This is a genomic window from Nitratidesulfovibrio vulgaris str. Hildenborough, from assembly GCF_000195755.1.
Classification (GTDB): domain Bacteria; phylum Desulfobacterota; class Desulfovibrionia; order Desulfovibrionales; family Desulfovibrionaceae; genus Nitratidesulfovibrio; species Nitratidesulfovibrio vulgaris.
The window spans coordinates 749,220-767,786 of record NC_002937.3 but is presented as its reverse complement, the minus strand read 5'-3'; the positions used below and the strand labels follow the sequence as shown (position 1 = coordinate 767,786).

The 18,567-nt window shown below is 62.9% G+C and carries 15 protein-coding genes; 8 read left to right on the top strand and 7 right to left on the bottom strand.

Features of this window, described 5'->3' with window-relative positions; all coding sequences use genetic code 11:
• Complete coding sequence (gene qrcD / locus DVU_RS03285) at positions 1–1,260, top strand: menaquinone reductase integral membrane subunit QrcD (protein ID WP_010937995.1); 1,260 nt, start codon at positions 1–3, stop codon at positions 1,258–1,260.
• Between the two features lie 532 nt (positions 1,261–1,792).
• Here qrcD and DVU_RS03280 read toward each other — a convergent pair.
• The 7 genes from DVU_RS03280 to DVU_RS03250 all read right to left on the bottom strand — a co-directional run bounded on the left by DVU_RS03280 (position 1,793) and on the right by DVU_RS03250 (position 8,467).
• The gene (locus tag DVU_RS03280; RefSeq protein WP_010937994.1) at positions 1,793–2,752 is read right to left on the bottom strand and encodes a membrane protein; all 960 of its coding nucleotides are present in this window, start codon (positions 2,750–2,752) and stop codon (positions 1,793–1,795) included.
• Between the two features lie 14 nt (positions 2,753–2,766).
• Entirely contained in the window at positions 2,767–3,438 is a 672-nt protein-coding gene (locus DVU_RS03275) for a flagellar brake protein (RefSeq protein WP_010937993.1), read from the bottom strand.
• A gap of 361 nt (positions 3,439–3,799) precedes the next feature.
• Entirely contained in the window at positions 3,800–4,270 is a 471-nt protein-coding gene (rnhA, locus tag DVU_RS03270) for a ribonuclease HI (protein WP_010937992.1), read from the bottom strand.
• Positions 4,271–4,279: 9 nt separating this feature from the next.
• Positions 4,280–4,780 carry a hypothetical protein gene (locus DVU_RS03265; protein ID WP_010937991.1) on the bottom strand — a complete coding sequence of 167 codons (501 nt, stop codon included), beginning with the start codon at positions 4,778–4,780 and terminating at the stop codon, positions 4,280–4,282.
• Positions 4,781–6,544: an aldehyde ferredoxin oxidoreductase N-terminal domain-containing protein gene (locus tag DVU_RS03260; RefSeq protein ID WP_014524271.1), complete on the bottom strand. Its 1,764-nt coding sequence runs from the start codon at positions 6,542–6,544 to the stop codon at positions 4,781–4,783. It lies immediately after the preceding gene.
• Positions 6,534–7,046, bottom strand: a complete 513-nt coding sequence (locus DVU_RS03255) for a 4Fe-4S binding protein (RefSeq protein WP_014524270.1) — start codon at positions 7,044–7,046, stop codon at positions 6,534–6,536. Before DVU_RS03255 ends, DVU_RS03260 begins: the two co-directional genes overlap by 11 nt.
• Positions 7,047–7,105: 59 nt before the next feature.
• On the bottom strand, positions 7,106–8,467 hold the full coding sequence (locus DVU_RS03250) for a phosphomannomutase/phosphoglucomutase (RefSeq protein ID WP_010937988.1): 1,362 nt from the start codon (positions 8,465–8,467) through the stop codon (positions 7,106–7,108).
• Positions 8,468–8,548: 81 nt separating this feature from the next.
• Between DVU_RS03250 and hflK the strand changes: the two genes are divergently transcribed.
• The 7 genes from hflK (at position 8,549) to DVU_RS03215 (ending at position 18,549) form a co-directional block, all read left to right on the top strand.
• Positions 8,549–9,655 carry an FtsH protease activity modulator HflK gene (gene hflK / locus DVU_RS03245; RefSeq protein ID WP_190275553.1) on the top strand — a complete coding sequence of 369 codons (1,107 nt, stop codon included), beginning with the start codon at positions 8,549–8,551 and terminating at the stop codon, positions 9,653–9,655.
• A gap of 1 nt (position 9,656) precedes the next feature.
• The gene (hflC, locus tag DVU_RS03240) at positions 9,657–10,508 is read left to right on the top strand and encodes a protease modulator HflC (RefSeq protein ID WP_010937986.1); all 852 of its coding nucleotides are present in this window, start codon (positions 9,657–9,659) and stop codon (positions 10,506–10,508) included.
• A gap of 328 nt (positions 10,509–10,836) precedes the next feature.
• A complete protein-coding gene (locus tag DVU_RS03235) occupies positions 10,837–11,535 on the top strand; it encodes a LexA family transcriptional regulator (protein ID WP_014524269.1) in 699 nt (232 codons plus the stop codon).
• Between the two features lie 219 nt (positions 11,536–11,754).
• Complete coding sequence (locus tag DVU_RS03230) at positions 11,755–13,758, top strand: response regulator (RefSeq protein WP_010937984.1); 2,004 nt, start codon at positions 11,755–11,757, stop codon at positions 13,756–13,758.
• Between the two features lie 2 nt (positions 13,759–13,760).
• Complete coding sequence (locus DVU_RS03225; protein ID WP_014524268.1) at positions 13,761–15,692, top strand: PAS domain-containing sensor histidine kinase; 1,932 nt, start codon at positions 13,761–13,763, stop codon at positions 15,690–15,692.
• The gene (locus DVU_RS03220) at positions 15,680–17,146 is read left to right on the top strand and encodes a sigma-54-dependent transcriptional regulator (RefSeq protein ID WP_010937982.1); all 1,467 of its coding nucleotides are present in this window, start codon (positions 15,680–15,682) and stop codon (positions 17,144–17,146) included. The genes DVU_RS03225 and DVU_RS03220 overlap by 13 nt, the downstream gene beginning before the upstream one ends.
• Positions 17,147–17,499: 353 nt before the next feature.
• Positions 17,500–18,549: a lytic murein transglycosylase gene (locus tag DVU_RS03215; RefSeq protein ID WP_010937980.1), complete on the top strand. Its 1,050-nt coding sequence runs from the start codon at positions 17,500–17,502 to the stop codon at positions 18,547–18,549.
• Positions 18,550–18,567 lie beyond the last annotated feature (18 nt).

Genomic DNA, 18,567 nt, shown 5'->3' with positions numbered 1-18,567 from the left:
ATGGACAAGAACTACAACCTTCCCGTCGATGCCGAACTGTTCCCGGAGGGCTGCGAGCGCTGCTCACTCTCCAAGTTCATGATGTGGATGGCCTTCGTGTTCGTGTTCTTCGGCTGGGGTCTGTACGCGGCCTACCGCGTCCTCGCCGAAGGCCTCGGCGTGACCGGGCTTGACGACTACTTCGGTTTCGGCCTCTGGATCACGTTCGACCTTGCCGTCATCGCCCTCGGTGCCGGTGCGTTCTTCTCGGGTCTGCTGCGCTACATCCTGAACATCGACCCGCTGAAGAACATCATCAACCTTGCCGTCATCATCGGCTTTCTGTGCTACTCGGGTGCCATGCTCGTGCTCGTGCTCGACATCGGCCAGCCGCTTCGCGCATGGTTCGGCTACTGGCACGCCAACGTGCACTCGATGCTCACCGAAGTCATCTTCTGCATCACGTGCTACTGCCTCGTGCTCATCATCGAGTACGTCCCGCTGATCCTCGAAAACCGTCAGCTCAACAAGAACAAGCTGGTGCATGCCGTGGCGCATAACTTCCACGTCATGATGCCGCTGTTCGCCGGTATCGGTGCCTTCCTCTCCACCTTCCACCAGGGTTCGCTCGGTGGCATGTACGGCGTCCTCTTCGGCCGTCCCTACATCTACCGCGAAGGCTTCTTCATCTGGCCCTGGACCTTCTTCCTGTACGTGCTCTCCGCCGTGGGCTCCGGCCCGGTGTTCACGGTGCTGGTCTGCACGCTCATGGAGAAGATGACCGGCCGCAAGCTGGTGTCGTGGGAAGTGAAGAGCCTCATGGGCAAGATCGCCGGTACCATGCTCATGGTCTACCTGATCTTCAAGTTCGCCGACACCTACGCGTGGGCCTACGACCTGCTCCCGCGTCAGGGGCTGACCTTCGATCAGATGTTCACCAGCGGCTGGATTTACGGCAAGTGGATGCTGTGGGCCGAACTGTTCTACTGCGGTCTGGTTCCTGCCATCATCCTCATCGTGCCCGCCCTGCGCAACAACCCTGTGCTGTTCTACAGCGCAGCCATCCTCGACTGCATCGGCATCACCATCAACCGCTACGTCATGACCGTGCAGGCACTCGCCATCCCGGTCATGCCCTTCGACTCGTGGGAAAGCTACCTGCCGAACTGGGCCGAATGGGGTGCCAGCGTGATGATCGTCGCCTATGCTGCCCTCGTGCTCAGCCTCTCCTACCGCTATCTGCCCATCTTCCCGCAGGAAGCGGAGTTGAACCGCAAGTAACCCTTGCGCGAGCATCGCCTTCAAAAGGAGCGGGGTCACCCCCGCTCCTTTTTCGTTGCAGCCCTTCTGTTCCCGGACAGGAGACTTACGGAAACACCATGTACCCACCCTTGAGGTGCGACCTACGCTAGAGACACCGGACGGGAACGCCACACACCCTGTCGTTGCTTACAGGGAGGTATGGGCGACGGCCTGTCGCTCGAATGTGAGCAGGGAGGAGAAGGCGCAGGCCGAGTGCGGCACCTGCGTCACTGCGGGGGCTCGGTACAGCAAGGCGCGTCGACATAGCACCCCACAGGCCTGCCGGTCAGCCTGACCGTGTTCGGCACACACGGTGAGAAGGCCCTCGAGCGAGGGCTCTCATGCCCTATCCGGCGTTCTTTGCGTGGAAGGACGGCAGGCGCCCGCAGGGGGCCGCAGCACACAAGGTGTGAGACTATCAGCCTTGGCAGACCCCGAGGGAACGCAACACGACAGGACGATGCCGGAAACGACATGGCGGCGGGCACGTATGAACGCGTGTACCGCCGGGCTAGGCGCTCACAAGATAGTAGGCACACCCGACGCAGATGATGCTCAAGGCACGGAGTACCTGATTGGCAAGCACAAGGTTGAGTGCCAAGGCGGGCTTGAAGTACCCGGCGTAGGCCGGAAACTGGTGCCTGAACGCCCGCATCGGTGTAGAGAGGACATTGCCTACGAGCAGGGCGAGCACAATCTCGCGCTCGGATAACGCACCGGTATTGAGAACCGCACTGGCTGCGGACAGGGCGGCACCGAACTCTGCAGCGAGGTGCAGCACGACGATGCCCAAAGCCTCGGGCCTGAGAAAACCGAGCCAGTGTACATGTTCGGCCAGCCAATCCTGCGCAGATGCGAAACCACCGGTAATCTGCAGCATGTACATGACGACATACGTCGGAATCGTGAACAGCAGAAGGCGGGGGAACCGCCTGCGGAACATGCGCCACGCCCGTTGCAGGGCAGTGCCCCGCGAAACCTCGCCGTGTTCGTCCAGACGGCACGTCACGCACCCCTCCGGCAACGGGGGCAGCATCACGCGCCCGCACAGCAGCGTGAGCACGGTGCGCATGGCTGCGGCAGCGAGTGTCAGCCCGACATAGACCACGGCGGGCCACCCGAGTACCGTCCACGTCATGAAGAACAGTGTCGGCAGATGGGTGAGGTAGGCGGGAAGGCTGTTGAACAGGTTGGCGAACATGAGTTCGCGTCGGGACAGGTCTCCACGTTCGTAGCTTTCGGCAAGCAACGAGTTCGATGCTACTGACGAAAAGAAGGCCAGCGAGAACGAAGCCCCCGCAACATCACGCAGATGCCCCAGCTGGACAAGCGGTGCTGCCAGTCGCGCAACACCTCGAGTCCAGTTCAGCGATTCAATGACGTTGGCGACAAGCAACCCCAGAGACAGGGAAGACAGCAGGCGCACCAGAGGCACGCCAAGCCCCTCCCAGAGGGTGGCAACGTCGGTCATGGGAAGCTACTCCGTCAGATAAGGCACGATACGGTTTCAAGGTAGGCGAACAATGCCCCTCTCGCAGCCTCGTCCAGATCGAAGAACTGCAATCCTGCATGGATACGCCCGTTGACGAGATTTGCAGCCTTCACGCGGCAGGACAGCACCGTATTCTCGTTCTCGCTCAGCGTAGGCAGGTGCAGGACGACCATATCCCGACCGGCGAGGTCTTCAGGGGTCAGGGTGCATCCGGGGTCCAGCGCGATGCGGCAGCCACCGAGGCTGACGTCGAGCATGATACCCGAGAGGACGCAGCCCGGGACATGTACGGCACACGGCAGAAGGCAGTTCACACGCCTGTGCTGACGCAATTCCAGCTGTTCCACGACATCCGGGAATGCCAGAAAGACCAGGAACCCTGGGCGCGAAATGAAGGTGATCACCGAAGAGCCGAAACCGTAGATGACGCCGCCGCAAAGATACCGGATGGTGACAGGTTCACCCTGCCCCAGACGGGCGCGGATGCCGGGAACCATGGGCATCTTGAGAATGAGGAATTCGCCCTGGACGATACCCACGAGGTCGGTGGGGATGTTGTCGAAGACTCCCGGAAGAGTCAGCAGCATCCTCGTCCCTGTGGGCACGGCAAGCGTAGTCCCCGTGCGTGCCCGCGTGACGGCGGGTTGTTGCTCGGTCTGTGCCATTCTCCTGCTCCCTCCCCCCGGATAGGAGAATCGTATACGTCATCGGTCATTACATGTGAAGCGTCGTTATGGGCATCATGCAAAAAGCAAGGTGCGCCACGCCCGCCACGATGGCTCGCCGCCCATCTGCGCCGTGGGGCCTGCGGCCACACCCGCAGAGGCTAGCGGAACAATGCCGGGCAGATGCCAGACCATGACACGCGACACGTTCCGGAAGGGACTCGCCCCGCCACCCGGTATCTTGTCGACACGTCCGACGGGGAGGTATCCTGTGCCACACCTATGGCTGGCACATCGGTCGCCAAAACGTCTGCAGCCGGCCCCGTACGGGAGACGCGCCATGGCCCGCCACACGCCCGTATCAGGCCGTGAAACCGGGGTCTTCCGGCAATCCCCGGCGTGAAGCCTGCGCCCGTGCCAGAACGTCGCAACGCTCGTTCTCGGGATGCCCGCTATGCCCGCGCACCCACCGGAAGGATACCGAATGCTTCGCCAGCAACGGCACCAGACGTTCCCACAGGTCGCGGTTCTTCACGGGTTTCTTGTCGGCGGTCTTCCATCCGTTGCGCTGCCACCCCGCAAGCCACTTCTTCTCGACGGCGTTGCGTACATACTGCGAGTCCGTGAATAGCGTGACCTTGCAGGGGTCGCGAAGGGCCTCAAGGGCCTCCAGCACGGCGAGAATCTCCATGCGGTTGTTCGTCGTCAGGGCGAAGCCGCCCGAAAGCTCCTTCTCACACCCGTTGCAGCGCATGATGGCCGCCCAGCCCCCGGGGCCGGGATTGCCAAGGCACGAACCGTCCGTGAACACCGTTACGTCGAACTGCGACATGCTAGCCTTTCATGATGTCTTGCCCAGCTGTGCAAGAAGCAGGGTGAGCGCGTCGACCAGTACGGCCCCGGCCTCTTCACCCGCCGCAATGCGGCGCTGGAGTTGTTCCGATTCGAGATGCAGTCTTGGCCCCTCGCCCGTCACCTTGCGCAGCAGGGGAGGGAACACGACCACCGACATGCCCGAATGGACGTTCACCCCCACAAAGAGGGTGTTGCCTTCCAGTCGCGGGACATCCACAACGCCTTCGGTCACCTGCACCACGAGCCGGATGCCGTAGCCCTCGGCAAAGGCGGCAACGAGCCGGTGCAGCGCCTCGCGCTGGGGTTCGGGGAGGTGTGCCCCGCCGTCGCGCAATGCCGCCCCGGCCTGAATGTCCTTGAAGCGGCGCTCGTAGTTGTACCAGAAGCCGCCCGCCGTCAAGGCCAGCACAAGACACAGCAGCATGAACCGGGCTAGGAGTTCGCGCCATGACGACGCCTGTATGAGTGGCCCGACACCGCGCAACATCTATGCCTCCCGTGCGGCGTCCACCACCATGCGGTACAACTCGGACGTGTAGGCCTGTCGCACGGCATCCATGTAGTCGACGTCCATGGGGCCCTTCCATGTGACGACCTCGGTGAACCGTTTGGGGATACGCACGTTCTCCGGACGGAACCCCGTGCGGAACTTGAGCGACCACCGCAGGGCCTGCATGGCACGCCCCGACTCGGGCAGGGCATCGGCCTCGGCGCGCATGCCGAGAGAGGCAAGGGCCTCCTGAAGGCGTTCCGGCGGGTAGGCCTTGCGGGCGAAGAGACAGGCCACCATGCAGTTGATGGTCAGCCTTTTGTACTCGTCATCCAGCAGATGCCGCACGGCCTTGTCCACGTCCTTGTCCTTGGCGGACTGGTCGTAGGCATAGCCGCCGCTGTCGAGATGCGAATGCCTGAACCCCAGGGCCTGTGAGACGAAATACACCTCGCCCGTGGCATAGCCTGCCATCTCCTGACCGAGGACACAGGCGAAGTCGGCACCGCCGTAGATGTCTGCGGCATACAGCACCCCCTTGCCCAACGCCTGCCAGAATTCGGAGGTTCCGTTGGCAAGGTGGTGCAGCGCGGCGACGAACGTGGCCACGTTGCCGAAGTGCACCGGGCCCAGCGTCTCCTTCTCGGTGACGACACCCTTTTCGAACGCCTCCGCCACCCATGCCAGTGCGACACCGGCGCTCATGCAGTCAAGGCCGAGTTTCTCCGTCTCATCGAGCAGGGCAAGCACGTCGGAGGCGTTGGTCAGGCCCAGCATGGAACCCTGCGCGAAGATGGGTTCGTAGTCGTATGACACCTGCTTGTAGAGGAACTCGTGGTCGCGGGCGAACTGCTGTCGCAGCAGCCCGATGTGGATGCACCCCACCGGACAGCCCGCGCAGGCGGTCTGCCGCAGCAGAAGCTGTTCCGCGAACCGTTCGCCAGAGATGCCGTCGATGGCGGGGTCTGTCGTGGCTTGCAGGTTGCGCCACGGCAACGCCTTCAGTTCATTGAGCACCAGCAGGTTCTCGGCAGTGCCGAGGTCGTGGTACTTCTGCATCATGTCGGTACCGGTGACCGACTGGTACACTTCCTTGTAGAGTTTCGGATAGTCGCGCCCTTCAGGCAGTTCGATGCCCGAGTCGCCCGTCACGACCAGCGCCTTGAGATTCTTGCCGCCCATGACGGCACCTGCGCCCAGTCGTCCGAAATGCCGGAACGAGTCGACGTTGGCGCACGCGAAGGTGACACCACGCTCGCCCGCAGGCCCGATGCGCACCGTGCTACGATGCCCTGACGACTCCTTGCCATAGCGACGCAGATACTTCCCGGAAGTGAACACGTCCTGTCCGCGCAGGTAGTGGACATCGTGGATTTCGAGACGACGCGACCCCACGACAAGACATGAGAGCGTTCGCGCCCGTCCGGTGATCATCAGCGCGTCATATCCCGCGAAGCGCAGCGACAGGGCAAGACGTCCCCCCGCGTGACTCTCGGCCCATTCTCCCGTGTACGGCGAACGGAAGCCGCACACGACCTTGCTCATGAGGGGAAAGAACCCCGAAAGCGGTCCGATGGCGAAGATGAGCGGCTGCCGCGGGTCGAAAGCCGGAGATTCCGGCAACCCGTAGGCGTCATACAGTGCAGCGGCAAGCCCGCTGCCGCCGAGATGGTGCGGGCGTCCCTCGAAAAGCAGCACACGCGAGGCACCCGACTCAAGGTCCACATGCAGCACGCGCGAGGCGGTTCCTTCAATCGGCATGCCCCACCTCCGAAGCGTCATTCACCAGCCCTGCCTTTCGCGGCAGGGCCTTGTCGTCACCCGTCTCCCTTCCCGCTTCGTCCGATGCGGCATCGGCCACGGGCTGGTCGACCAGTTCGATACATTCATGGGGGCAGAAGGCCACACAACGCCCGCAGTGGATGCACACGTAGGGCAGGCCGGTCTCACCGTCCATGTGCACGGCATCCACCGGGCAGGCTTCGGCGCAACGCCCGCAACGGATGCACAGCGACCTGTCGACCTTCACGCCGCCACCCTTGCGTTGCGCGTAGGCACCGGTCGGGCAGGCCTGCGCACAGGGTGCGGGGTCGCAGGCAAGACACAGGCGCGCCTCGAACCCTGTCGAAAGCCCGCCTGCCGACGTGATGCGGATTCCGGCCGTCACCCACGACAGACGCTTGTGCACAAGCCGCGCACAGGCGAGGGAACAGGCATGGCAGCCGATACAGCGCTCCATCCGGTTCGCCTTGAGAATCTTCATGTCACAGTCTCCTTGTCCTGACCGCACTCATCCGGTCGGACACGATACCACACCCGATGCTATGAAAGTTCCGCGACCCAGCGTCGCAACGGTTCTTCGACGAAGGCGCGAATCTCGGCCAGACGTTCCGGCGTCTGCGCCTCGAAACGCAACACGAGCACCGGCTGGGTGTTGGAGGCACGCACAAGGCCCCATCCATCGGGAAAGATCACACGCGCACCGTCGATGTCGTTGATGGTGCATCGCTCACGGAAATAGGCCTGTGCCCTCCGCACGACTTCGAACTTGGCGTGCTCCGGACAGGGCAGGTGCAATTCACGGGTCGCGTGGCTTGGCGGCCAGCCGGGCAGGTCGGTCAGGGGCACGTCACTGGCTGCGAGCAGTTCCACGAGACGGGCAGCCCCGTAGATGGCGTCGTCGAAGCCGAACCATCTGTCGCCGAAGAACATGTGCCCCGAAAGCTCACCCGCCAGCGGTGCGCCGACTTCGAGCATACGCGCCTTGACCACGGAGTGCCCTGTGATCCACATCATGGGCTTGCCGCCGTGCGCCTCGATGTCGTCGAAAAGGCGATGCGAACATTTGACGTCGGCGATGACCGTCTCGCCCGGTCTACGGGCCAGCATCTCGCGCGCATAGAGCGAAAGCAGTTCGTCACCGTTCAGCAGCCGCCCCATCCCGTCTACGGCACCAAGCCTGTCGGCATCGCCGTCGAGACCGATGCCGAGGTCTGCGCGTTCGACCTGCACGCGTTCCATGAGCGCGGTCATGTTGGCCTCGACCACGGGGTCGGGGTGATGGTTGGGGAAGTCGCCATCGGGTTCGCAGAATTGCGCCACGACCTCCACACCCAGCCTGCGCAGCACTTCAACGCAAAGCTCGCCGCCAGCACCGTTGCCTCCGTCGACAACGACCTTCAGCTTGCGCGCGGGGTGCACATCAGAGGTGATGGCTTCGATGTAGGAGGGCACGATGTCATGGGAACACCCGATGCCGTGCCCCGAAGCGAACTCGCCACGCTCGAAGACCTCCCATATGCGGCGAATCTCCTCGCCGTGGATGGTCGACTCACCGGCGACGACCTTGAACCCGTTGTATTCCGATGGATTGTGGCTTGCCGTGATCATGACCCCGGCCTTGCGCCCGAGGTGTTTCACGGCGAAATACAATACCGGGGTGGGCACCATGCCCACGCTGGTCACATCCACCCCCGTCGACAGCAGGCCGCGCACGAGTGCGTCGTGGTAGGCTGGCGAACTGTGGCGGCAATCGAACCCCACAACGGCAGCCCCGTGACCGTGCGAGACAAAGTAGGTTCCGCAGGCCCTCCCGAGTCTCTCGACCCATTCCGGGTCGAAATCGGTGTCGACAATCCCTCTGATATCGTAGGCCCTGAACACATGGGCCGATAACGCCTTCATGATGGCTCATCCTCCATAAAGCAGTCCGCGCCGAGGTCTTGCCTTGACCTGATGCAACAACTGCCCTATTTTTTCAGTATTATGAACTGGGATTGGGACAAACTGCAAGAAAAACGGCAGCGGCAGACGGGCGGCTGGGGTGGCGGCGACCAAGGCGATACGCCTCCGCCCTCCGGGCCGGACTTCGAGAAGCTTGGCGATTCGTTCCGCCGCTTCCGCGAATTCCCGTTTCCTACCGGCAAACTTGCCGCAGCGGCTGTGGCCGTCCTGTGGCTTCTTTCCGGTGTCTACATCATCAACCCCGACGAAGCAGGGGTGGTGCTCCGGTTCGGACAGTACGACCGTACTGTCGGCCCCGGCCCGCACTACCACCTGCCCTTCCCTGTTGAACGGGTCTACAAGCCCAAGGTGACGCAGGTGCAACGGGTGGAGATAGGATTCCGCTCGCCGACGCAGGGCGCCACCTTCCAGCAGGGACAGGGACGCGTCTTCCCCGAAGAGGCCGCCATGCTGACCGGTGACGAGAACATCGTCAACGTGCAGTTCAGCGTGCAGTATCAGATCAAGGACCCTGTGGAGTACCTCTTCAACGTCACCGACCAGGCGGCCGTAGTCCGCAATGCCGCGGAGGCGGCCATGCGCGAGATCATCGGCAACAGCCTCATCGACGCGGCACTCACTGACGGCAAGCTTCGTATCCAGAACGAAACGACGACGCTGCTTCAGGAGATTCTCGACCGATACAAGGTTGGCATCCGCGTGCTCGCAGTTCAGATGCAGGACGTGCACCCGCCCAAGGAGGTCATCGACGCCTTCAAGGATGTCGCCTCCGCCCGCGAGGACAAGAGCCGCATCGTCAACGAGGCCGAAGCCTACCGCAACGAACTCCTGCCCCGCACCCGTGGCGCGGCGGCTGAACTCGTCAACCAGGCCGAAGGCTACCGAGAGACCCGCACCCGACAGGCCGAAGGCGAGGCCCAACGCTTCATCGCCGTGCTCAAGGAATACAACGCGGCCAAGGACGTGACGCGCAAGCGCCTGTACTTCGAGACCATGCAGGAGATTCTCTCGCGCAACGGCGTCGAGCGCATCATCCTGCCTCGCGAGACCGCAGGCCGTGTCCTGCCCTATCTGCCGCTGGACAGACTCACACCCGCGCCACAGACCGGTACGAAGGGAGGCAACTAGCATGAGCCGCAAGAGCCTCACCCTCCTCATTGCCGTGCTGGCCGTGTTCATCATCGGCGGGCAGAGTTTCTACACCGTGCACCAGACGCAGAAGGCCATCGTACTGCAACTTGGTGAACCTGTCGGACAAGTTTCCGGGCCGGGGTTGCACTTCAAGCTGCCCTTCATACAGAACGTGATCTTCTTCGATGCACGGATGCTCGATTATGACGCCCGCTCCGCCGAGGCCCTCACCAGCGACAAGAAGGCCATCGTACTCGACAACTACGCACGCTGGCGCATCACCGACCCGCTGACCTTCTACCGCACCGTACGGACCATTCCCGGTGCCCAGACCCGCCTTGACGACATGGTCTACTCGCAGCTGCGTGTCCATGTGGGACGGCATACCCTCACCGAAGTGGTCGCCTCCAAGCGTGCAGAGATCATGACCGAAGTGACACGTCGCACCTCTGAACTCATGTCCGAATACGGCATGGAGGTCATCGACGTGCGCATCAAGCGAACCGACCTGCCCGCCGAGAACCAGCGCGCCATCTTCGGACGCATGCGCGCCGAACGCGAACGGCAAGCCAAGCAATATCGCTCGGAAGGACAGGAAGAGTCGACCAAGATCCGCTCCTTGGCCGACCGTGAGCGGGCCGTACTGCTGGCGGAAGCCAACCAGAAGGCCGAGATCATCCGTGGTGAGGGTGACGCCGTGGCGACGCGCACCTTCGCGAACGCCTACGGTCAGGCACCCGAGTTCTTCGAGTTCATGCGCGGGCTTGAGACGCTGCGCAACTCGCTGAAAGAGGGTACGCGGTTCGTGCTCACCCCCGATGACCCGCTGCTCAAGCCGATTCGCCCCTGATTGTGTCGCATGACATGTTACAGATGAGCGAGACAGACATGTAACATGTGTGACACTATCGGCTTCCGATTGTGACACATCGGGCCACCATACGTGCCACTTCGCTGGAGATTCCACGAAGACACGTTGGTGGCCCGATTTTTGCTCGCCATAGTACGCCATACGCAAGACCTTTAGCTCCATGCAACCGGAGCGCGGAGCGTACTCTTCTTCAACAATAGTGTTGCACTCGTCTATAATGGTAGCTAGGATACCCTACAGACGAGAGCACTCAGATCAGAGGCGATGCCCAGGCCCCAGGCCCGGCTTCGCCGCCCGGAGAAAAGCATTGTCTACGTTCGATGAAGTCTTTGAGCGCATCAAGCTCGCCACGAACACCAGAACGCAGGTCGAGCTGGCGGAAGTCCTCGACATTCGCCAGTCGAGCATATCAGACGCCAAACGACGCAACTCCGTCCCCTCCGACTGGTACATGAAACTGTTCGAGAAGTTCGGGCTGAATCCTGACTGGCTCAAGAAGGGCTCCGGCCCCATGTACCTGCGTACCGACCAGGGGTATGAACCGCTCGACGCCCCCGTCGCCGGACTCGTGCTTGAAGACCCCGCGCGTTACGGCGACCCTGATGCCAAGAGCAGTGTCGCCACTGTGTTCGCCATGGGCTGCGCTGTCGACGAGAACGGTGTTTCGCAACCGCTCACGGCCATCGCCAAACTTGCCGTACCCCAGTCGTTTGCCGCCCCCGGAACGCAGATAGTGCGTGTGGATGCAGGCGCCATGGAACCCGTCATCGGCAAGGGTGCTTTCGTCGGCATAGACACCACCCAGAAGAACATCGTCTCGGGCGAACTCTATGGCGTCTTCATGCCCTTCGAGGGTGTCGCCATCAAGCGGGTGTTCCTCGATGCTGCCAATGCCCGGTTCATCCTCCGGACAGAGAATCCCACCCACCCCGAGCAGTATCTGCCCATCGACCAGCACGCCGACCGTATCTTCGGGCGTATCGTGTGGGTGCTCCAGCGCATCTGACCTTTTCGCTCCAAGACAGCAGTTTCGGGCGGCCCGCAAGGGTCGCCCGTTTTTTTCGTACCCGGGCTGGCAACACCGGCGGCACCACAGAGGCAATCGCCCCTTCACCGCCAGCCCTCACGTGGAATCCGGGCCGTTCCTGCCTTTTCCGGGCCTTGGCGCGCCTTGCATGTGAAGCCTTTTCGGGGCATACACGAAGAAACCCGGAACCGGAGATACATGCCGAATCTTCGTATCATCGTCGTCGACGACGAACAGATCGTCGCACTTGATCTACGGCGCACGCTCGAAGGTCTTGGGTACATAGTGCCTGCCGTCGAGACGGATGCAGACGGAGCCATCGATGCGGCGAAGCGTCTCAGGCCGGACCTCGTTCTGATGGACATCCGCCTGCGGCGCGGTGACGGCGTAGACGCCGCCCATGTCATCACCAACCAGTTCGACATTCCTGTCGTCTTTCTCACCGCCTTCTCCGACGAAGCGACCCTCTCAAGGGCCATGAAAGCCGGGCCGTTCGGCTTTCTTGTCAAGCCCTTTGCCGAACGCGAACTCTACTCCACCATCGAGGTCGCCCTGCTCAAGCACAGGGCCGTTCGCGAAATCGACGAAGCCCGACAGGCTGCGGAACATGCCAGCCTTGCGAAGACGTCGTTCCTCGCAGGCATGAGCCACGAAATACGCAACACCCTGAACGGCATCGTGGGCATGACGGAACTGGTCCTCGATACCCCGCTGTCGGGCGAACAACGCGAAAGCCTGAACACCGTCCTTGCATCTTCCGAGACGCTGCTCACCCTGCTGCACGACGTGCTCGACTTCTCCCGGCTTGAGGCTCGCCAGTTGCGGCTTGTGGAACGTCCCTTCTCACTGGATAGACTGCTGAAGCAGGTTGTGCAGGCATCGCGGTCGGAAGCCGAACGCAAGAACATCTCCCTGGACTTCCGTGTAACGCCCGATGTCCCGGACAGACTGACAGGCGACGCGACACGCCTTACACAGGTACTCGCCAACCTCGTCGGCAATGCCGTCAAGTTCACCCACAAGGGCTCGGTCATCATCGAAGTGAGCGCCATCCCCCAGGACCAGACGCTTCTCGAATCGCTCTTTCCCGACGGGCCGCCCTCAAGCCTCACCCTGCTGTTCTCCATTCGCGACACGGGCATCGGCATCGCCGATGAACACCTCCGCACCATCTTCGAGGCGTTCAGCCAGGGTGCAGAAGAGACGGTCCAACGCTATGGCGGCACGGGGCTTGGTCTCGCCATCTGCCGAAACCTCGTCGAAATCATGGGCGGCAGCATATGGGCCCGCAGTAGCGAAGGACAGGGAAGCAGCTTTCACTTCACCTGCCGTCTACGGCCCGAGACGCCTGCCATCAACACACCTTCCGAACACGCTCAGGCCCCGACCTCTTCAGCGACACCCGCATCAGGAGCACGCCCGCTTCGGGTGCTGGTGGTGGACGATGACGCCACGGGCCGGACGATAACCTGCAAGATGCTCCGCAAGAGAGGGCATGTCTGTGCCTGCGCCCACGATGGTGCCACGGCCCTCCAGCGACTCACCGCCGACCGGTTCGACCTCGTCCTGCTGGACGTCAAGATGCACCCCATGGGCGGGCTGGAATTGCTGCGACGCATCCGCAACGCCCAGTACCCCGGAGTCGACCGCAACATCCCCGTCGTAGCCGTCACGGCACATGCCCTCAAGGGCGACCGCGAACGCTTCCTGGCTTCGGGCATGACCGACTACATCGCCAAGCCCATCAACGCCCGAGCCTTCAACGCCATGCTCGACAGGTTCGCCCTTTCGGCATCGTCTGCGCGGGACATTCCCGTCATCCCCGACAGGTCGGCCCTGCTTGCCCCGTCCGAGGTCGTCCGGCGGCACGGGGGAGACCACAACCTTGTCGAACCGGTCTGGAAGGCGTTCTGCGATGAGGCCCCCCGGCATTTCGCTCTGCTCGCCGGAGCCCTTGAAGAAGGTGACGCACAACAAGCCGCACGCTTCAACAAACGGCTGCGCCTCGCTTCGGAGCATGCTGGCGCCGTGGCCCTTGCCATGTTGACGGAACGCGTGGGATTGTGCCTTGTCGAAGACGACACCGCAGGAGCAAGGCAACTCGTTCCACGACTGGAATCATTGCTCTCGCGCACCATCGGCCTCATTCTGTCCGGCATGGGCACGACGGAAGTGCCCCCCATCGAACACACCACAGACTGACCATGCCCACGCCCCCCTCCGCCATCAGTCCCCCCTTCCTTGAAGGGGACACCCCTTTCTCGTCCGCCGTCGCGCGCCTCGTCGAGCAGCTTTCCGATGCGCCCGACTGCTCCGGTTCCCCTCTCGGCACCACAGCTGCCGTCCTGCAACCGCTCACGGGCTGGCCCCCTGCGGAGTTCCTCACGAGGCTACTCGCGGACCTCTCGTCCGAGAACAACCTGCCGACCATAGAACGGGCCATTCTGCGGCAGGCCAGTGGCGACTTCTCGCCTTTCGCACTCACGCTTCGTGGCCGTTCGGGCCCCGTCCACATCCAGATAGCGGCCAGACCCGTGGGCAGCGGTGCCACCATCGCCGCCATGCCGCTGCCGCTTGCCGAGAGCATACCCACCGGCGACCTTCGCAGTGAACGCTCGCGCCTGCTCAACCTTCTGGACAGGCTGCCGGGATACGTGATGCTGATAGGTTCCGACCACAGGATTCGCTACGAGAACAGGGCTTCTCGGCAGTTGTTCGGCCCCGGGGTGGGCAAGGCCTGCCACGAAGTACTGCGCGGCAGTCCCACGCCCTGTGCGCACTGCCCGCCATGCGAAGTCTTCGAGACCCGCACACTCTGCGTCAGCGACTGGACCCGGAAGAACGGTTCGGCCTTCAGGGTGTACGCCTATCCCTTCGAGGATATCGACGGCTCATCCCTTGTGCTCAAACTGGGGCTCGACATCACCACAGGCGTGAAGGCCCTTGAAGCGCTCTCACGCAGCGAGGAGCGTTCACGGTCGATTACCGACAACCTTGCGCAGGGCATTGCCGTCATCGACCCCGCCCTGCGCATAGAAGCGGCCAACCCCCGCATGTTGCAGTGGTTCGGCCTCGACCCAGTGGGCATGCCCCTGTGCAGACTGCTTCATGACTTCTGCGGTGATGGCAACAGCCGCTGTTCAGGCTGCCCGGCCATCGATGTCTTCCGAGACGGCGCAACGCACCAGCGCAGCTTCGTACTGCACCTGCCGGGGCAGCCCGAAGAGCGCAACTTCAGGCTACAGGCCTGCCCCATCTCCACGCAGGGCCAGTCTGTCGAAGCGGCCGTCATCATGCTTGACGACGAGACCGACCGGCTGCGCGTCGAACGTCAACTGGCACAGGCGCGCAGGCTGGAGGCACTGGGTACACTGGCCACAGGCGTCGCGCATGAAATCAACCAGCCCCTGAGCGCGTTGCGGCTGTATGCCGGGGGGCTTGAGATGCTGGTGGAGAAGCGACCTGTGGTCGACCGCGACATGCTCCTCGAACGGCTGTCGCGCATCCTGCGCGAGGCGGACCGCATACGTGACATCATCGAGCACATGCGGGCGCTGGTCACGCACGGTGATATCCAGTGTCGTCCCACGTCCATCGCCCATGCCTGTGCCGAGGCCTTCGGTCTCATCGGGGCGCAGTTGCGCAATCACGGCATCGACGCGTCGCTCGACATCGCGCCCGACCTTCCTGATGTGCTCGCCGTTCCAGTGCAGCTTGAACAGACCCTGATCAACCTCATCGTCAACGCCATGCACGCGCTCGACGCATCACGACAGCCTGCGCGCGACATCACCGTCTCTGCAAGACGCCACGGAAACCGGGTCGCGCTCTCCGTCGAGGACAACGGGCCCGGTCTCGGCCTCATGGAGGACAGGGTGTTCGACCCCTTCTTCACCACCAAGGACGCCCATTCCGGCATGGGGCTGGGCCTTGCGCTGGTCCACGGGTTCGTCGAATCGTGGGGCGGCACCATCACCGCAGCAAGCAGGCGCCCCCCACGAACCGGGGCGGTTTTCACCATCATGCTCAACGCTTCGGAGGCAGCCCCCCCGTGTCCTGCAGCTTCCCGCCCGTCCCCTTCCGGTCTTGGACCGGCACCAACGCCTGATAACGGAGACCCGTCTTGCGCATCCTGATAGTCGATGACAACGCCACCAGCCTCGAAAGCCTCCGCACCGTGCTGGAAGACCTCGGGCATCAGGCCACTGCCGTGCCGCATCCGCACCGGGCCATCGAAGAAGCGGCCCGTACGTTCTACCCGCTGATAATCACCGACATCCGCATGCCTGACATGGACGGGCTTGAGCTTCTCGCCCACCTCAAGTCGGATACGGCCACGGCGAAGAGCAATGTGGTCCTCATCACCGGCCACGGCGACATGGAGACAGCCGTGGAAGCCCTGCGACGCGGGGCCTACGACTACCTCAACAAGCCCATCAACGCCCGCGAACTCGCCATCGTGGTCGACCGCTGTGCAGAGCATATGGCGCTGGTCTCGGAAAACGCCACTCTCCGTTCCGACATGGAAGGACGTGTTGCGCAGGCCACAACGGCATTGCGGCAGGACCTTGAAGCGGCTCGTCTGCGGCTTCGCAACGTCTCGGGCATCGGAGACATCGTCACAGCCTCGCCCGCCATGCGGCGCATCCTCGAAGAAGCCGCCATCTTCCATGCCGACCCTTCCGTACCCGTCCTTGTCGAAGGCGAAACGGGCACCGGCAAGGAGGTCGTGGCAAGACTCGTCCATTTCGGACACGACGGCGACGACAGGCCCTTCATCGACCTCAACTGCGCCGCCATCCCCACCGAACTGTTCGAGAGCGAGCTCTTCGGACACGAGGCGGGAGCCTACACCGGAAGCCGGAGCGGAGGCTCGCCGGGGAAGCTCGAACTGGCAGCCGACGGCACTCTTTTCCTGGACGAAGTGGCTGAACTGCCCTTGCATCTGCAACCCAAGCTCTTGCGCGTCCTTGAAGAACGCACCTTCTACAGGCTGGGCGGCCTCAAGCGGCGCAACTTCCGCGCACGCATCGTATGCGCGGCCAACCGCGACCTCGAGCAGATGGTCGAAAACGGCCTGTTCAGACGCGACCTCTATCATCGGCTTCGGGTCGGGCACCTCATCCTGCCACCGTTGCGTGAAAGGCGCGAAGACATCCCGGAGATGGCAGCCCTCTTCCTGCGCCGGGAAGCCGCCCGCAAGAAAAAGCAATTCACGGGCATCGACGATGAAGCACTCGCCCTGCTGCAAAGCGCCGTCTGGAAGGGTAACGTCCGCGAACTGGAAAACACCATCGAACGCGCGGTCCTGCTGCATGACGGGACGCTGCTTCGCCCGGAGCACCTCGTCCTCCCCATCAGGCTTTCGGACGATGTGTCCCACAGGACCGGGTCCGAGGGCCCCCCTGCCAACGAAGTCCTCACGTCGACACCGGAAGACTTTCGCATCCCTGACGAGGGCATGAACCTGCATGAGTTCGTCGAACGCCTCGTAGAACAGGCCCTGCAACGCTGCAACGGAAACAAGACCCGCGCGGCCACCCTTCTCGGCCTCTCGCGCTTCGCCCTGCTGCGCCGCCTCCGCAAATAGTGCGCAATCGCACGCCGTGCGTATTCGCACGTGCTTTTCCGCACGAAACGCCGAAGACACCCGCTCTTTCGTCTAGCAGCCGCAAACAAAACCGCCTCAGAAGCCCATCTGGCCCCACCACGAGCATGGCACACCATTTGCTATACAGTAGTGCAGGAGCCGGTTCTTGATGGTCATCCCCCCCGACCATCCCGGTTCCATGTCGGTTCACGGCCCTCCGCCACTCCCCCCCCAGCGGAGACCGGCCTGTTCCTTCCTGCGAAGCCTCCGGGATACCCCCCCATCCCGGAGGCTTCGACCTTTTCCCCCGCTGCCGCCTTGCACCGCCAGAAGGGCTGGAGTATCTTCAGCACATGAAACGTCGAGCCATCCTTGCCCGCGCCGTAAGGCCCCTCCTTACCTGTCTTCTGGCCCTCGGTCTCACCGCCTGTGCCGGAACATCCTCACGCCCCGAGACACCCAGTCAGACTCCGCAGCCAGCCCCGGTGGTCCCCGGCAGCTATCCTGCCCCTCAGGACATTGCCACAAGCTGGAGGCCCGTCATGCTTCGCCTGCAGGCAGACGGCATCGCGGGACCTGATGTCGACGACCTCTTCAGGCGTCTCGGCCCCACGGCATCGCAAGACCCCATGGGCCGCAAGGTCAAGGAACTCTACACCACCAAATATCTGAAGCCGGCCCCGTCCACGACGGCAAAGCCGCAGAAGCCGCGCCCCGCGCTCTATCCTGGTGTCGTCACCGATGAGAACGCCCGCAAATGCCTGTCTTTTCTTCAGGCCAACGCTGATGCCTTCTCACGGATGGAAGCGACGTACGGCGTACCGCGCAACGTTGCCGTGTCCCTGCTGTTCGTAGAGACGCGCCTCGGAACCAATCTCGGAAAGCGCAATGCCTTCGAGACGCTCGCAAGCATGGCTTCCACGACCAATCCGGACGCCATACCCGAATGGATGGCGCAATTGCCCGGTGCCTACGACCACAAGGACTGGGTGGCGGAGAAGATGCGTATCAAGGCCGACTGGGCCTACAACGAGTTGAAGGCGTTATTGCGGCACTCCCGCGCCAACGGTCTCGACCCGATGCATATGCCCGGTTCCATCTATGGTGCCATCGGTATCTGCCAGTTCATGCCGACGAGTCTGCTGCGCTACGGTGCCGACGGTGACGGCGACGGACGTATCGACCTTTTCACCACGGCTGACGCCGTAGCCAGTCTCGGGCGCTATCTCAAGGAGAACGGCTGGAAGCCGGGAATGGACAGGGCGGGACGTCACAAGGCACTCCGTCGTTACAACAACCTTGCCATTTACGCCGACACCATCCTCACTCTGGCTGACCGCGTCACCGTCGTGGCATCTGCCACACCGTCCCGCCCTGGCCCCACCGCCTCGGCCCTTCGGTAACGTCGGGCAGGCAGCGAC

Coding starts and splice junctions, on each gene's coding strand:
- qrcD (WP_010937995.1), top strand. CDS start 1: ATGGACAAGAACTACAACCTTCCCGTCGATGCCGAACTGTTCCCGGAG.
- DVU_RS03280 (WP_010937994.1), bottom strand. CDS start 2,752: ATGACCGACGTTGCCACCCTCTGGGAGGGGCTTGGCGTGCCTCTGGTG.
- DVU_RS03275 (WP_010937993.1), bottom strand. CDS start 3,438: ATGGCACAGACCGAGCAACAACCCGCCGTCACGCGGGCACGCACGGGG.
- rnhA (WP_010937992.1), bottom strand. CDS start 4,270: ATGTCGCAGTTCGACGTAACGGTGTTCACGGACGGTTCGTGCCTTGGC.
- DVU_RS03265 (WP_010937991.1), bottom strand. CDS start 4,780: ATGTTGCGCGGTGTCGGGCCACTCATACAGGCGTCGTCATGGCGCGAA.
- DVU_RS03260 (WP_014524271.1), bottom strand. CDS start 6,544: ATGCCGATTGAAGGAACCGCCTCGCGCGTGCTGCATGTGGACCTTGAG.
- DVU_RS03255 (WP_014524270.1), bottom strand. CDS start 7,046: ATGAAGATTCTCAAGGCGAACCGGATGGAGCGCTGTATCGGCTGCCAT.
- DVU_RS03250 (WP_010937988.1), bottom strand. CDS start 8,467: ATGAAGGCGTTATCGGCCCATGTGTTCAGGGCCTACGATATCAGAGGG.
- hflK (WP_190275553.1), top strand. CDS start 8,549: ATGAACTGGGATTGGGACAAACTGCAAGAAAAACGGCAGCGGCAGACG.
- hflC (WP_010937986.1), top strand. CDS start 9,657: ATGAGCCGCAAGAGCCTCACCCTCCTCATTGCCGTGCTGGCCGTGTTC.
- DVU_RS03230 (WP_010937984.1), top strand. CDS start 11,755: ATGCCGAATCTTCGTATCATCGTCGTCGACGACGAACAGATCGTCGCA.
- DVU_RS03225 (WP_014524268.1), top strand. CDS start 13,761: ATGCCCACGCCCCCCTCCGCCATCAGTCCCCCCTTCCTTGAAGGGGAC.
- DVU_RS03215 (WP_010937980.1), top strand. CDS start 17,500: ATGAAACGTCGAGCCATCCTTGCCCGCGCCGTAAGGCCCCTCCTTACC.